Source organism: Marichromatium bheemlicum (genome assembly GCF_012276755.1).
In the GTDB taxonomy this organism is placed as follows: Bacteria; Pseudomonadota; Gammaproteobacteria; order Chromatiales; family Chromatiaceae; genus Marichromatium; species Marichromatium bheemlicum.
In genome coordinates this window covers 69,576-84,396 of record NZ_JAAXKX010000010.1, presented here as the reverse complement: position 1 = coordinate 84,396, position 14,821 = coordinate 69,576, and the positions used below count along the sequence as shown (strand labels likewise).

The following is a 14,821-nucleotide window of genomic DNA, read 5'->3' as shown; positions in this document are numbered from 1 at the left end:
GGCTTGTCGGCGGGGCGGATGTGACATACCTTGGCACGACTCGCTCCCCTTGCTTTCGGGCGGGCGCCTTGCAATGCCTCTTCAATCCTGGCTTGGACCGGCGAGGTCAGCGGCGGGCCAGGATGCCGCGTGCCGAGATGACGATGTCCGAGACGTCCACAACATGAGCCGAATGCGCCTGTCTCGACTACAGCTCAAGCTGTGGCTGGGGGTCGGTGTCGTGGTCCTGGCCGGTTTTCTCGCCCTGCAGATCGATCACCAGCACACCCTGCGCCAGCTCGTGCTCGAACAGGTCCGTGACGACGCCAGGACCCTGCACACGGTCCTGCTGGCCGCCCACCGGGGCCATTATCGCTCTCTTACCGATGCGCCCCCGGCTGGGAGTGGCTTCCTCCCGCAGCCGGTGATCGGTCGCCTGGCCGAGGCGGTCCAAGGGGAGGGCGGTGCGCGCGGGCTGCATTTCGAGACCGTTACCCTACGCGCGCGCAGTCCGGGGCATCAGGCCGATCCCGATGAGATCGAGGCGATCCGTTTCTTCGAACGCAACCCGGACGCCCGCGATCGTCTGGTCGAGCGCAGTGATGCCTCTGGAGCCGGCCTCTATCATTATGCCCAACCGATCTGGGTCGAACCCGATTGCCTGGCCTGTCATGGGGCACGCGCCGATGCACCCGCGCCGATCGCGGCCCATTATGACGGCGGCTTTGGGTACCAGCCCGGTGAGCTACGTGGCATCCTCGGCGTCCGCATCCCTCAGACCGTGGTCGAGGCGCGGGCCGAGACCATGTGGGTCGGCTCGATGCTCGATCAGCTGGTGATCTTCCCGTTGATGCTGCTCGTCGGTGGCATCCTGCTCCAGCGCTTCGTGGTCGACAAGGTGGTGCGGTTGGAGACCGCCGCCCATGCCCTGGCCGCAGAGCGTGAGGTGGCGCCACTGCCCTGTGCCGGTGGCGACGAACTCGATGACCTGGCGCGTGCCTTCAATCGGATGTCGGTCCAGACCCTGGCGCGTGCCCGGGCGCTGCACGAGGAGCGCGCCTTCCTGCAGCATGTGATCGATGGCATCGATGATCCGATCTTGGTCATCGGACTCGACTACCAGGTGTTGCGGATGAACCGGGTCGCGCGCGAGCTGGTGCGCGACCGCGGCCTGGAGCCTGGGATCAGCTGTCATGAGCTGTGGCAGGGGCGCAAACAGCCCTGTGGCGATGTCCAGCATCGCTGTCCGTTGCAACGGGTCATCGAGACCCAGGCGCCGAGCAAGGTGGTGCATCAACACACCGACGAGGCGGGCCTTACCCGCAGCTTCGAGGTCGTCGCCAGCCCGCTCTATGATGATGACGCCCGTGTCATCGGTATCATCGAGGTCTCGCGCGAGATCACCGAGCGATTGCACCTGCTCGCCCGGCTCGAGGCCAGCGATCAGGCCAACACCCAGCTCACCCGTTATGACCTGCTCACCGGCCTGCCCAATCGGGCGCTGTTCTCCGAGCGGCTGGGCTTTGCCATCGAGCAGGCCCGCATGCGCGGCGACGCGCTGGCGGTGCTGATCATCGATCTCGATCGCTTCAAGCACATCAATGACAGCTTCGATCACAGCGACGGCGACCGAATCCTCAAGCGTGTCGCCAATCGTCTGCGTGGCCTGTTCGGGGCTGGCGATACCCTGGCCCGGATGGGCGGCGATGAGTTCGGGGTCATCCTGCGAGGGCTGCGCGATCGCGAACAGGCGACTGCCACCGCGCACCGTATCAACGCAGCCTTCACCGCGCCGTTCGAGCTACAGGGGCATACCCTGGTGCTCGGTGCGAGTATCGGAATCAGCCTCTATCCCGAGCACGGCGCCCGTGGCGATGATCTGATTCGTAACGCCGACGCCGCGCTCTATCGCGCCAAGGCCGGCGGCGGTGGTGGCTTTGCCTACTACACCGCCGAGCTGACGGTGCACGCCTTCGAGCAAGTGTTGCTTGAGGGGAATCTGCGCCAGGCACTCGCCGACGAGTCCTTCGTGCTGTATTACCAACCCCAACTCGAACTCGATGGCGAGCGCCTCCACGGGCTCGAGGCACTGGTGCGTTGGCAGCACCCGGAGCTGGGGCTGGTGGCGCCGGACAAGTTCATCCCCCTGGCCGAGGACTCCGGTCTGATCATCCCGCTCGGACGTTGGGTGCTGACCGAGGCCTGCCGGCAGATGGCCGAGTGGCGTCAGGCGGGGCTGGTGCCGGAGGAGGCGATGATGTGCGTCAACCTCTCGACCAAGCAGTTCGCCGATCACGACCTGATCGGGGTGATTCAACGCACCCTGCAGGAGACCGGGCTGGCGGCGGCGATGCTCGAACTCGAGGTCACCGAGTCGGTGATGATGCGGGCCTCGGACCAGGTCATCCCGCAGCTCGAACGCTTGCGTGCGCTCGGGGTCAAGGTGGCGCTCGATGACTTTGGTACCGGTTACTCCTCGCTGAGCTATCTCAAGCGCCTGCCTTTCACCAAGCTCAAGATCGATCGTTCCTTCGTCTCCGAGCTACCGGAGGACGCCAGCGACGTGGCCATCACCAAGGCGATCATCGCGCTCGCCGAGAGCCTGTCGCTGGAGGTCCTGGCCGAGGGCGTCGAGACCCCGGCGCAGTGCCGCTTCCTGCTCGATCACGGTTGCCGCCTGGGGCAGGGATACCTCTACTCCAAGCCCCTGGCTGCGGCCGTCTGCACCCGCTATCTGAGCGCGCTCAGTGAGGCCGCGGCGGCTGGCACGTCCTAGAGCGACTCCATCCATTGCGCCAGGGTCTGTGCGAGCGTGGCGTGGCGCGCCTCGAGCGCGCCTCGTTGGGCTCGGGCCTGGTCGAGTTCGCCGGCATGGGCCTGCTGTTCGATCACGATGGCCTGTTGCTCGAGCGCCGGTGCCGAGAGGTTGCTGGCCATCCCCTTGATGCTGTGGGCCTTGAAGGCGACCGCCTCGAGATCGCCGTCCTCGAGGGCCTGTCCGAGTTCGATGATGCGCTGAGGGAGGTCGGTGAGAAACTGCGGCACGACGCCGAGTATGAGTTCGCGATCATGCATCATCCGCTCGAGCAGTTCGGCGCTGACGAACACCTCCTCGGCCTCCGTGGCGCTCTGTGCCTCTGGTGCGGCCGGCGCCGATGCCAGCTGGGCCTCGAGTACGGCGGCGAGTGCCCGGGGCTGGATCGGCTTGGAGAGGTGGGCGTTCATCCCGGCCTCGCGGCAGCGGGCCTGATCTCCGGCCTGGGTGAGTGCGGTCATCGCCACGATCGGCACCTTGGCGCAGGCGGTGCCGGCCGCGCCGCTGCGGATGCGCCGCGCAGTCTCGAAGCCATCCAAACCGGGCATCTGGCAGTCCATGATCACCAGGTCGTAGTCCGCGTGGGTGAGCGCATCGAGTGCGTCATAACCATCGCTGGCGAGGTCGACTCGTGAGTGACCGAGCTTGTTGAGTAGCCCGCGGGCGACGACCTGGTTGGTGGGGTTGTCCTCGACGAGGAGGATACGGTATTGCCCCGCTGGAGTGGGGTGAAGCGGCGGCGGGGAGGCGGGTGCGAGTCGCTCCGGGAGGAGTTGTTCGAGCCCCTGGCGCAGGTGCGTGGCACGCACCGGCTTGGTGAGGTAGAGGTCGCAGTGGCAGTCGGGGCGGCTGGGGACCTCGTGGCGGTTGAGCGGGACCAGGAGCGCGAGCGCGGTCTCGGCTAGACGTGGATGATGTCGCAGGCGTTCGGCGAAGAGGCAGCCATCGGCATCGTTGCTGAGCGAGAGGTCGATCAGGACGATGCGATAGGGATCATTCGTGCTCGCCGCCCGATCGAGCAGGTTGAAGGCCTCGGTGGTGGTCGCCGCCTCGCTGAAGCGACAGCCGCAGTACCTGAGCAACTCGCCGATGAGGCGCCGACTCGGCGCATGGTCATCGACGATCAACAGACGGGCGTCGATATCGGAGCGGGCGGGGACGGGGATGGTGTCGTCGAGTTCGAGGCCGACCCTGAACCAGAAGCAGGCCCCCTCTCCGGGGACGCTGTCGACGCCGATCTCGCCGCCCATCAGCTCTACGAGTTGCTTGGAGATGGTCAGCCCCAGTCCGGTGCCACCATAACGGCGACTGTGCGAGGTGTCGTGTTGGGTGAAGGCCTCGAACAGCGTCACCTGGTCGGCGGCGGCGATACCGATGCCGGTATCCTCGACCTCGAAGCGAGTCTGGCCGTCGACACCGCGCTCGACGCGGATCTGCACCTCCCCCCGATCGGTGAATTTGACCGCGTTGCCAACCAGGTTGATCAGTACCTGTCGTAGCCGCCCGGCATCGCCCCACAGCCAGGGCTGCTCCAGCCCGTCGAGGTGATAGGTCAGCTCCAGGCCCTTTTCCTGGGCGCGGAAGGCGAGCATCTCGGCGACGTCCTCGATCAGGGTACGCAGGTCGAAGCGCTCGCACTGCAGGGTGAGCTTGCCGGCCTCGAACTTGGAGAGATCGAGCACGCCGTTGATCAGCGCCAACAGGCTCTCACTGCTGGCCCGTAGGATCTCGGTGTAGCGTCGCTGCTCGAAGTTCAGCGTGGTGTTGAGCAGCAGATCGCTCATGCCCATGATGCCGTTGAGCGGGGTGCGGATCTCGTGGCTCATGTTGGCCAGGAACGCACTCTTGGCGCGCGCGGCCTGCTCGGCCTGGAGCCGGGCCTGGCGCAGGTCGTCCTCGCGTCTGTTGCGCCGCAGCGCGTTGCGCAGTAGCTCGGTGAGCAGGATCAGCAGGTCGATCTCGGCCTCGGCCCAGTGGCGATCGGCGCGCGCGGTGCAGAAAGCGAGAAAGCCGTGGCAGCCACGCTGATCGCGCAGCGGCAACAACAGCAGGGTGTGGATGTCACGGATCTCGAGTTGGCTGCGCAGCGGGTCGTCGGCGGCGAGGCTGGCGCGCGTGGCGAACAGGAAGCGCGGGCCGTCATGGCGCTGGCACAGCAAGGGTTCGAGCAGGGTGCTGGGGATCCAAGGCGTCGTTGTGGACGTGGAGGCGATGTCGAGATCGCACCAGGCGGCGATGCGCTGAGGCGTGTCGTCCTCCGCCGCGGTGTAGGCGTAGAGGCAGGCGCGATCGGCATCGATGAAGCCGCCGACCTTGGCCAGGGCGTCGTGGATCGCCTCCTCGAGGTGTTCGCTCGGGGTGGTGAGAAAGCGCAGTGACAGGTCCATGATCAGGCGCTGCCATTCGAGCCGGAGATAGAGCTGTTCGCGCGCCAGCTGTCGATCGGTGACATTGTGGGCAACATGGACGTAGCCGACCAACTCGTCGGTGTCGTCATAGAGCGCGGTGGTGGTGATGCGTAGGTGGCCGCCGAGGCGGGGCTCGTAGAGTTCTGCAGTGGCGCTCTCGCCGCTTTGCTCGGTGCGCGTCAGCGGGCACTGGTGTGGTGGCGCGTGGGTGCCGTGTACCACTAGGTGACAGGGTTGTCCGACCAAGCTTGCCGCAGGTCGGCCGAGCTGATCGGCCATGGCGCGGTTGACCCGGATGATGCGGCGTTGACGGTCGATCAGGGCAACGGCATCGGGCAAGGCATCGAAGGTATGTGTCCAGAGCGCGCGCCCCCAGGGCGACATCGGGTCGGTGCTGGCGTGGTCGAGTCGCTGTGGGGGCTCGACCCGGAGGCCGTGGGGGTGGGGCGGGGGGTGTTCAGCTGACATGGTCGTCGTCCTGGGGCAGGGTGTCTCGCATCTCGATCAGGGCCATGCGAAGGTCGTGGAATGCCGTCTCGACCGCGCTCAGGCGGGCGCTGATGAGCGCCGTGGCAGCGCCGGTGCTACAGGCCGCCTCGAGAGCGGTGGCGGCCTGCTGTAGCTGTCGGGCGCCGACCCCGAGCGCCGCCTCTGTGATGTGCCGGGCTAGGCGGGTGCAGGTCGGGAGGTCGTGCTGCTGGTGGGCGCGCGTAAGCTCGCCGAGTCGTTCGGGGAGATCGGCGAGAAAGGTCTCGATCACCTGCGCGACGAGTGCGGTGTCGCCCATCAGCTGTTCGAGTAGTGTCGCGGTGTCGAGGCCAGCCCCTGGCTGCGGCAGCCAGCGCTCCAGGGTGGCGGCGAGCGTGCCGGGCTCGATCGGCTTGGCCAGATAGTCGTTCATGCCCGCGTTCAGGCAGCGGATGCGATCGTCCTCGAGCGCGTGGGCGGTCATGGCGATGATCGGGATCTCGCGCCCGGGCAGGTCGTTGGCGGGGTCGCGGATGCGCCGGGTGGTCTCGAGCCCGTCGAGCAACGGCATCTGTACGTCGATGAGCAGCAGGTCGTAGTGGCGACTGGCGAGGGCATCGAGCACCTCCTGGCCGTTGCTCACGCAATCGGCATCGAAGCCGAGGTGACCGAGGATACCGAGTGCCACCTGCTGATTGGTGAGGTTGTCGTCGGCGAGCAACAACCGCGCGGGGTGGCGATCGCGTGCGGCGGCGGGCGAGGGCGTGGGCGGCGTTGTCTCGGCCGGCGCCAGCGCCGCCTCGAGTGTCGCCAGCAGGTCGCGGTGACGGATCGGCTTGCTCAGGTGGGTGGTGAAGCCATGACGGCTGCAGCGCCTGGTATCGCGCACACGCCCCAGGGCGGTCAGCATCACCAGGGCGGTGGCGGCCAGCGCGGGCTCACCCCGGATCGTCTCGCCGAGGGCGATACCATCCATCCCCGGCATCCCCAGATCGATCAGCGCGATGGTGAACGGTTGCTCCTGGCGAACGCCCTGGCGCAGTTGCTCGAGTCCCTGCTCGCCATCGCCGGCAAGCCCCGTCTGCAGCCCCCAGTCACTCAGTTGGGCGGCGATCAGCTCGCGGCTGGTACGGTTGTCGTCGACGATCAGGATGCGCTGCCGGCGCAGTCGAGCTGAGGCGGTGACGGGCGCGCCGGGGCTGGCCGACTGGCAGGCGAAAGGGAGGTCGCACCAGAAGATCGAGCCCTGATTGACCGTGCTCTCGAAGCCCAACTCCCCGCCCATCAGCTCGACTAGTTGTTTAGTGATCGCCAGGCCGAGTCCGGTTCCGCCGTAGCGGCGGCTGTCCGAGGGGTCGACCTGGGAGAAGCCACGAAACAACAGCTGGCGCTTGTCGCGGGCGATGCCGATGCCGGTGTCGCGCACCGCCAGGCGCAGCCTGACCCGGCCGGCCTCCTGGTCGAGCAGACTGACGCGTACCACGACCTCGCCGTGCTCGGTGAACTTGATCGCGTTACCGACCAGGTTGGTGAGGATCTGCAGGATGCGTCCGGGGTCGCCACGCAGGGTGCTGGGCACCTCGGGGGCGGCGCCACAGATCAGCTCCAGCCCCTTGTCGTGGGCGTGCAGGGCCATGGTCGCGACGAAGTCGTCGAGCAGTTCGATGAGATCGAAATCGAGCTGTTCGAGGGTGAGCTTACCGGCCTCGATCTTGGAGAAATCGAGGATGTCGTTGATGATCTTGAGTAGTCCCTCGCCACTGTGCTGGGCGATCTCGAGATAACGCTGCTGCTCGGCGTCGAGTGGACTCTCACGCAGCAGCCCGAGCATGCCGATGACCCCGTTCATCGGGGTGCGGATCTCGTGGCTCATGTTCGAGAGAAAACGGCTCTTGGCGCGACTGGCCATCTTGGCACGCTCGATCGCGGTCTGCAGGGCCGCATTGCTCTCGCGCAGCGCATCCTCGGCGCGTTTGCGGGCGCTGATGTCGATCGACAGCGTGCCGGAACCGATCAGACGCTGTTCGCGATCGTAGATCGGATACTTCTTAGTGAGCAGGGTGCGGGTCTCGCCGCTGGCCAGGCGCACCGTGTGCTCGCGGATCAGGCTCTCCCCCGGGGGCAGTGACTGCGCCTGCCGGTCATCGGCCATGGTGGCCCGCACCGGGTCCTGCTCCGGGTCGAGCCCGAGGAGTTCGGCGTCGGTGCGTCCCACTACCTGCGCGGTGTCCGCGGCCCCGACGGCGTGCGCGAAGGCCGGATTGGCAGCGATCACGCGAAGCGCCTGATCGCGGATCGCGACCAGGTCGTCGCTGTGCTCGACCGCCGCCGAGAGCATCGTCATGGTGCGTTCGGCCTCCTTGCGCGCGGTGATGTCGGTGTGCGATCCGCTCATGCGGTAGGGCTGGCCCTGGGCATTGCGCAGGGCGCGGCCGCGCGAGAGGATCCAACGGTAACTGCCGTCACGGTGCCGGAGCCTGAACTCGAGGGCATAGCTCTGCTTTGCATGTTGCAGATAGCGGGCGAGCTGATCGAGCACGTGGCGTTTCTCGTCGGGGTGCAGCCGGCTCTCGAAACTCTCGAAGCGATCGGCGAGTTCGTCGTCGGCGAAGCCGAGCTGCTGCTTCCAGCGTGGTGAGATGAACACCTGATCGTTACGTAGATCCCAGTCCCAGATGCCGTCGCTGCTGTTGTCGATCGCCAGCATGTAGCGTTCGCGGCTGAGTTCGAGTTCGCTGTGGACACGCTGCTCCTCGGTCATGTCGCGAAACACGATCACCGCCCCCAGGGGACGTCCCGTCTCGTTGCGGATCGGCGCGCTGCTGACCACCACCGGCCAGCTCTTGCCGTCGCGCGCAATCAGCAGGGCGTGGGTGGTCCTGGTCTCCAGGGTCTCGGCGCCTGGGAGCTCGATCGGGTCGCGGCTGTCTGGGGCGAGGAGTGTCAGTACCTCGGTCAGGTGTCGTCCCTGCGCCGTGCTGGGCTGCCATCCGGTGAGCTGTGCGCCGGTGGGGTTGAGATCGACGACCCGGCCTTGCGCATCCGTGCTGATCACCCCCTCGGCGATCGAGCGCAGGGTCGCGGCCAGCAGGCCCTGGTGCTCGAGCAGGCTCCGCTGTTGACGCTGGATCAGACGGTTGGTGCGTCTCACCAGCAGCAGACTGATACCGAGGGCGAGCCCCAGCAGCAGGGTGGTGACGATCGCCCAGGTGCGGATGTGGCGGTCGAAGGCGGCCGCCTCGTGGGTGAGGTCGTGGAGCAGCAACAGGTCACCGACGGCACGCCCGGCGGCGTCGTGCAGCGGTATCAGCGCCAGTCGCCAGCGGATGCCGTCGATGACCCGTTCGTGACCGGTATCGAGATGGCGCACGCCGGGACGATCGAGATCATCGATCATCGCCTCCAGTCCGGGGGGCAGCCCGCCAGCCGAGCTGTAGCTCACCACACTGCGCTGGAGGCGTCCCCAGTCATCGCCGCGCCCGAGCATCCGCATGCCGGATCGCCACTGCTCGGGTTCCAGTCGGTGTTTGCGGATGAGCACCGCGAGCCCGACCTCGCTGGGAAGCTGCAGGGCGTCGAGGATGTCCTCGATCTCCTTGCCGACCTCGACATAACCGATCCGCTCGCCCTGGAGGCGGACCGGGTGGACTGCCCTGAGGGTGAAGGTGCCGAGGGGGCCGAGTTCGAGCCCTTGGGCGGCGGCGTCGGTGCGCTCGGCCTGGCGGGTGGTGAAGCGGTCGATACGATCACCGGCACGCTGCGGGGCATGGAGGCGCAACAGGACGCGTCTGCCAGGGTCGAGGAAATAGACGTGGGTGATGCCATTGTGTCGGCGCAACCGCTTGAACATGGCGCGCCAGTGTTGATCGAGCTGCGTGATGTTGCGTGTCGCCAGCGCGTTACGGGTCGTTGCATCCATTGCCACCGAGGCGGCGAGGGTCTCGAGCCATCTCGACTGGTCCTCCAGGACCGCGCCGAAGACAGCGGCCGTCTCGTCGACCTCGGCGCTGACGAGTTCATCGAGCCGCTGCTCCTGAATCCACCACAGCAGCGTCGAGAAGGCAGCCATCAGCAACACGAGGATGGCCGCAAACAGCGGTAACAGGTGACGGAGTGAGGATCCGGGGGGGGGCGCCCAACTCATCCGGGCCCCCCCCGGGGCGGTATCCCGGTGCCACGGTGGGTGGTGTGCGAAGAGGCGGGGGGCAGGCCGCGGCGGGCCGCCGGTAGGTCTGTCATGACGGGCTCCGGGCAATGGTACGGGCCCCGGCGCCGCTGCCACCCGGCGGGGCCGGGTGGCTTACGGTCTGGCGCGGAGCGCATCCGGCCAATTATATGCAGGGATCGGCGCCCCTCGTCGTGACTCGGGACGCATTCGGGGTCAGCCCCGGGTGCAGTTCGCCTCGCCGGGCGTGTCAGTGACGTGCGCGGGGGACGTAGCGATCAGGGATGAGGATGGTGGGGGTCCGTTGCGAGGCGTCGCGGCGCGGGAAGTCGAGGGTGTAGTGCAGCCCCCGGCTCTCGCGCCGGCGCAGTGCCGACTGGATGATGAGTTCGGAGACCTCGAGCAGGTTGCGCAGCTCAATGAGGTCGTTGCTCACCCGGAAGTTGGCGTAGTACTCGATCACCTCGTGGGCGAGCAGATCGGCGCGGCGCTTGGCGCGACGCAGCCGCTTGGTGGTACGGACGATGCCGACGTAGTCCCACATGAAGCGGCGCAGCTCCTCCCAGTTGTGGGTGACCACGACCTCTTCGTCGGGCTCGGTGACCCGGCTCTCGTCCCAGTCCGGTGCGTCGGGGGCGAACTCGACCTTGCTGGCCAGTGCGGCGATGTCCTCGGCGGCGCGTTCGGAGTAGACCAGACACTCCAGCAGCGAGTTACTGGCCATGCGGTTGGCGCCATGCAGCCCGGTGTAGGCCGTCTCGCCGCTGGCATAGAGTCCGGGTAGGTCGGTGCGGGCGTGGCGGTCGACCATTACCCCGCCACAGGTGTAGTGCGCGGCCGGGACCACCGGGATGGGATCGCGGGTGATATCGATGCCCAGCTCGAGGCAACGGGCGTGGATGGTGGGGAAGTGCTCGATGATGAAGTCGGCCGGGCGATGGGAGATGTCGAGATAGACGCAAGGGGCGCCGAGACGCTTCATTTCGTGGTCGATGGCGCGGGCGACGATATCGCGCGGGGCGAGTTCGGCGCGCTCGTCGAAGCGCGGCATGAAGCGTTCGCCATCGGGGAGCAGCAGCCGCGCGCCCTCGCCGCGCAGCGCCTCGGTGATCAGGTAGGAATGCGCCTCTGGGTGATAGAGGCAGGTCGGGTGGAATTGCATGAACTCCATGTTCGCCACCCGGCAACCGGCGCGCCAGGCCATGGCGATGCCATCGCCGGTGGAGACGTCGGGGTTGCTGGTGTAGAGGTAGACCTTGTTGGCCCCGCCGGTGGCGAGCACCACGAACCGGGCCATGAAGGTCTCGACCTGATCACTGCCGAGATCGAGGATGTAGGCGCCGAGACAGCGATGATCCCGGCTGCCCGGCAGGTGCTTGGTGGTGATCAGGTCGACAGCGATGTGCTGCTCGTAGAGCGAGATATTGTCTCGCTGGCGCACCTGCGCCTCGAGCGTGGTTGCTACCGCTCGGCCGGTGGCGTCGGCGGCGTGGACCACGCGTCGGTGCGAGTGTCCGCCCTCGCGGGTGAGGTGATAACCGCCGGTGCTCTGATAGGCCGCGTCGCGGGTAAACTCGACCCCTTGGTCGAGCAACCAGCGGATGTTGTCGGGACCGCGCTCGACGACCATCCGCACCGCCTCGCGCTCACACAGGTGGGCCCCAGCCGTGAGGGTGTCCTGGACGTGCGACTCGATCGAGTCGTGCTCGTCGAGTACCGCCGAGATCCCGCCCTGGGCATAGCGGGTACTGCCCTCGACAAGCTCGCGCTTGGAGACCACCGCCACCGACAGCTCGGGGTCGAGTCGCAGCGCGAGACTGAGCCCCGCGGCGCCGCTGCCGAGGATGAGGACGTCGTGACGATGAACGGTTGCTGACATGGTCGGGACTCGCTGCAATGAGGAAATAAGGATGGATTCTGGGCGCCGTGCCTCGGGTGGACGCGCGAGTCGCGTCGTCACGACGGTGGCCGCGGGCTGATCTTCATTTTTATGCCGCTGGCGCCGTGAAATCCAGTCCGTTACGTACGTGATCGCCGCGTCGGGGCGATTGGTCGGGACCAGCCGAAAGGGTGTGCGAGGTCACACGGACTTGCCGCTGTGGCCGATTCCGGTCAGGATTGGACGCTTTGATTTGCGAGAGTGCGGATGCAATTGTGGCCCCACTCGAAGAACTTCCTAATCGGGGAGCTGTCCATGCCAACGGAGCCGATGGTCAGGGGACCGGCGGTCGTGATCCATGTCTGAGCGCCAGGCCGATCAGGAGTTGGTCGGGCGTGCCCAGTCGGGTGACAAACGCGCCTTTGACCTCTTGGTGCTGAAATATCAGCAGAAGATCTCCAATCTGATCTCGCGCTATCTGCGCGACTCGGCGGAGGTGATGGATGTCACCCAGGATGCCTTCCTCAAGGCCTACCGGGCCTTGCCGGGATTTCGCGGCGAGAGCGCTTTCTACACCTGGCTCTACCGGATTGCCGTCAATACCGTCAAGAACCACCTCGTCGCCCAGGGGCGGCGCCCGCCGGGTGGTGACGTCGAGGCCGAGGTGGCCGAGCAGATGGAGGGAGGGTCACGGCTGCGCGACGGTGCCACGCCCGAGCGCGAGCTGCTCAGCGACGAAATCGCCCGCGCCGTTCAGGGGGCGCTCGACGACCTGCCCGATGATTTGCGCACGGCGATCGTGTTGCGAGAGTTCGAGGGCATGAGTTACGAAGAGATCGCCAATGCCATGGAGTGTCCGATCGGCACCGTTCGCTCGCGTATCTTTCGGGCGCGTGACGCCATCGACAAGCGATTACGGCCCTTGCTCAGACCCTAAAGTCTGGGCGTGAATCGCCCGTGCGGCATGGCCGTCCGGGCCCGGGGCGGCCCAGCGCTCGGCTCGCGCGATGGTGCGTGGACCAAGGTGCAAGGCCGAGACAGCGACACAACCCAGCGCAGGCGTGAACCAATGACCGAGCTAAGACAACGACTTTCCGAACTGCAAGACGGCGAACTCGACACCGCCAGTACCGGGCGCCTGCTCGATGCCCTGGCGCACGATGACGAGTTGCGCGACACCTGGGCGCGCTACCAGATGATCGGTCATGCGATCCGTGGCGAGCGGATCGATCCGCCGCATGCCGAGGTGGCCGATGCGGTGCGTGAACGGGTGATGGCCGATGCCCTGGTCTTCCACCAGCGTCATCGCTTCCAGCCGCGCCGCGCCTTGGCGCCGGTGGCCGGGATGGCGCTGGCGGCGACGGCGGCCTTCGTCGCCGTGTTTGCGGTGCCGCCGCTGTTCTTCCAGGGGGGGGATCACCTCGAGGGGGGCTTCCCGACCACCGCGCAGCACCAGCCCGTCTCACCGCCGCCGACGATGGTCACGACCGTCGGCGACGGGCGCTGGGGGATCGATCGTCCGGATCTCGCCAACAAGCTCGACCTGTTTCTAGTCACCCATCAAGACACCGCCTCCGTCAGTGGGGCCAAGGGCATGCTGCCTTATGCGACCTTTGTCGGTTATGAATCGCCCCGCTAGTCATCGCTCCTCCTGGGCGGCGGCGCTCTGTCTCGGTGCGTTGTTGTGTCTACTCGCGCCCTGGTCTGTCGCGACCACGCAGCAAGCGCCTGCCGCGGGGTCAGACACCCCGGTCGGCGAACTGCTCGAACGGATGTCCGAGGCGCTACGTGCGCTCAGTTACGAAGGCACCCTGATCTATCTCCACGACAACCAGCTCGAGACCCTGCACCTAATCCATCGTGTCGCCGCCGGCTATACCCAGGAGCGGTTGGTCGCGCTCAGTGGCCCGGTGCGTGCGCTCTCGCGTGACTCGCGTCGGGTCAACTGCACCATGCGTGATGGTCACGGCATCTCGGTACAGAGCGCCGGCAGTGGCGCCGGCCTGATCGACACCAACGGCATCGATCCCGAGCGGCTCGGCGATCACTATCGTATCGAGCGCCTAGGGCAGGGCCGGGTTGCCGGTCGCGATACCGAGGTGATCGGTATCATCCCGCGTGATGCGCTGCGATACGGCTATCGTTTCCACATCGATCGCGAGACCGCGCTACCGCTCAAATCCGACCTGATCGACCGCACCGAGCAGGCACTCGAACAGCTGATGTTCGCCACGGTCACCTTCCATCCCGCCGACGGCACCGAGCCCGAGGCCGCCCCGCAGGGGGTGCGCGAGGCACCGGTGACCGAGCCCCCGCCACAGTGGCGCTTCGAGGGGCAGCCGCCCGGTTTCCAGTTGGTGATCCATCACCGCATCCCACAAGACGATGGTGTCGTCGTCGACCACTTCCTGTTCACCGATCGACTCTCGGCCTACTCGATCTATGTCGAGCAGACGCCCGCGCCGGGGCTCGAGGGTTCAACCAACATCGGTGCTGTGCACGCCGCCGGACGGCGCCTGGCCGGCTATCAGATCACCGCCGTCGGCGAGGTGCCGGCGGCGACCGTGGAGGCGGCCGTCGCCGGTGTGCGCCGGCTCGTCGAGGACTGACACCATGATCGAGGAACAAGGACGGGTGATCGCGCGCGATGGCGATCATCTCTGGGTCCAGACCCAACGGCAGAGCGTCTGTGGTGGCTGTGCAGCGCGTGGCGCTTGCGGTACCTCGCTGCTCGAACGCCTGTTTTCGCGGCGCCTGGCCAAGGTCCGCGCGCGTGATCGGATCGGCGCCGAGGTTGGCGACGAGGTCGTGTTGGCAATCTCCGCACAGGGGGTGTTGCGGCTGTCACTGGCGGCCTATCTGGCCCCCACCCTGGGATTGGTGCTGGGGGCAGTGGCAGGAAACGCACTCGGTGGCGCCAATGCCGATGCGGTGGGCTTGCTCGGCGCCGGTTTGGGTCTTACTCTCGCACTGGTGTGGCTTCGCGGCTACAGTCGCGCTCTGGCCCGGGATCCGTCACGTCAGCCGGAGGTGGTCCGCCGGCTCGCCCCCGAGCCGCCGCAGGTGACCTTCCTCGAGTCCTGACGGCAAGCGCCTGCGTCCTCGGG

The 14,821-nt window shown here is 66.9% G+C and carries 8 protein-coding genes; 5 read left to right on the top strand and 3 right to left on the bottom strand.

Features of this window, described 5'->3' with window-relative positions; translation table 11 throughout:
• The first annotated feature begins 163 nt into the window (after positions 1-163).
• Positions 164-2,755 carry an EAL domain-containing protein gene (locus HF203_RS08810; protein ID WP_168668752.1) on the top strand — a complete coding sequence of 864 codons (2,592 nt, stop codon included), beginning with the start codon at positions 164-166 and terminating at the stop codon, positions 2,753-2,755.
• Here HF203_RS08810 and HF203_RS08805 read toward each other — a convergent pair.
• From HF203_RS08805 to nadB, 3 genes are all read right to left on the bottom strand, one after another.
• On the bottom strand, positions 2,752-5,670 hold the full coding sequence (locus HF203_RS08805) for a response regulator (protein ID WP_168668750.1): 2,919 nt from the start codon (positions 5,668-5,670) through the stop codon (positions 2,752-2,754). The two genes, HF203_RS08810 and HF203_RS08805, sit on opposite strands and share 4 nt — an antisense overlap.
• Positions 5,660-9,739, bottom strand: coding sequence for a response regulator (locus HF203_RS08800; RefSeq protein ID WP_168668748.1), 4,080 nt, complete (start codon positions 9,737-9,739; stop codon positions 5,660-5,662). Before HF203_RS08800 ends, HF203_RS08805 begins: the two co-directional genes overlap by 11 nt.
• Positions 9,740-10,085: 346 nt before the next feature.
• On the bottom strand, positions 10,086-11,714 hold the full coding sequence (gene nadB, locus HF203_RS08795; RefSeq protein ID WP_168668746.1) for an L-aspartate oxidase: 1,629 nt from the start codon (positions 11,712-11,714) through the stop codon (positions 10,086-10,088).
• A 358-nt stretch (positions 11,715-12,072) separates the two neighbouring features.
• On the opposite strand from nadB, the gene rpoE reads away from it, so the two are divergent.
• From rpoE to HF203_RS08775, 4 genes are all read left to right on the top strand, one after another.
• Positions 12,073-12,651, top strand: coding sequence for an RNA polymerase sigma factor RpoE (gene rpoE / locus HF203_RS08790; RefSeq protein WP_168668743.1), 579 nt, complete (start codon positions 12,073-12,075; stop codon positions 12,649-12,651).
• A 132-nt stretch (positions 12,652-12,783) separates the two neighbouring features.
• Positions 12,784-13,353 carry a sigma-E factor negative regulatory protein gene (locus HF203_RS08785; protein ID WP_168668741.1) on the top strand — a complete coding sequence of 190 codons (570 nt, stop codon included), beginning with the start codon at positions 12,784-12,786 and terminating at the stop codon, positions 13,351-13,353.
• Positions 13,337-14,323 (top strand): MucB/RseB C-terminal domain-containing protein, encoded by a 987-nt coding sequence (locus HF203_RS08780; RefSeq protein WP_168668739.1) that lies wholly within the window; start codon positions 13,337-13,339, stop codon positions 14,321-14,323. The genes HF203_RS08785 and HF203_RS08780 overlap by 17 nt, the downstream gene beginning before the upstream one ends.
• A 4-nt stretch (positions 14,324-14,327) precedes the next feature.
• A complete protein-coding gene (locus HF203_RS08775; protein ID WP_168668737.1) occupies positions 14,328-14,798 on the top strand; it encodes a SoxR reducing system RseC family protein in 471 nt (156 codons plus the stop codon).
• The last annotated feature ends 23 nt before the right edge of the window (positions 14,799-14,821 follow it).

Coding starts and splice junctions, on each gene's coding strand:
- HF203_RS08810 (WP_168668752.1), top strand. CDS start 164: ATGAGCCGAATGCGCCTGTCTCGACTACAGCTCAAGCTGTGGCTGGGG.
- HF203_RS08805 (WP_168668750.1), bottom strand. CDS start 5,670: ATGTCAGCTGAACACCCCCCGCCCCACCCCCACGGCCTCCGGGTCGAG.
- HF203_RS08800 (WP_168668748.1), bottom strand. CDS start 9,739: ATGGCTGCCTTCTCGACGCTGCTGTGGTGGATTCAGGAGCAGCGGCTC.
- nadB (WP_168668746.1), bottom strand. CDS start 11,714: ATGTCAGCAACCGTTCATCGTCACGACGTCCTCATCCTCGGCAGCGGC.
- rpoE (WP_168668743.1), top strand. CDS start 12,073: ATGTCTGAGCGCCAGGCCGATCAGGAGTTGGTCGGGCGTGCCCAGTCG.
- HF203_RS08785 (WP_168668741.1), top strand. CDS start 12,784: ATGACCGAGCTAAGACAACGACTTTCCGAACTGCAAGACGGCGAACTC.
- HF203_RS08780 (WP_168668739.1), top strand. CDS start 13,337: ATGAATCGCCCCGCTAGTCATCGCTCCTCCTGGGCGGCGGCGCTCTGT.
- HF203_RS08775 (WP_168668737.1), top strand. CDS start 14,328: ATGATCGAGGAACAAGGACGGGTGATCGCGCGCGATGGCGATCATCTC.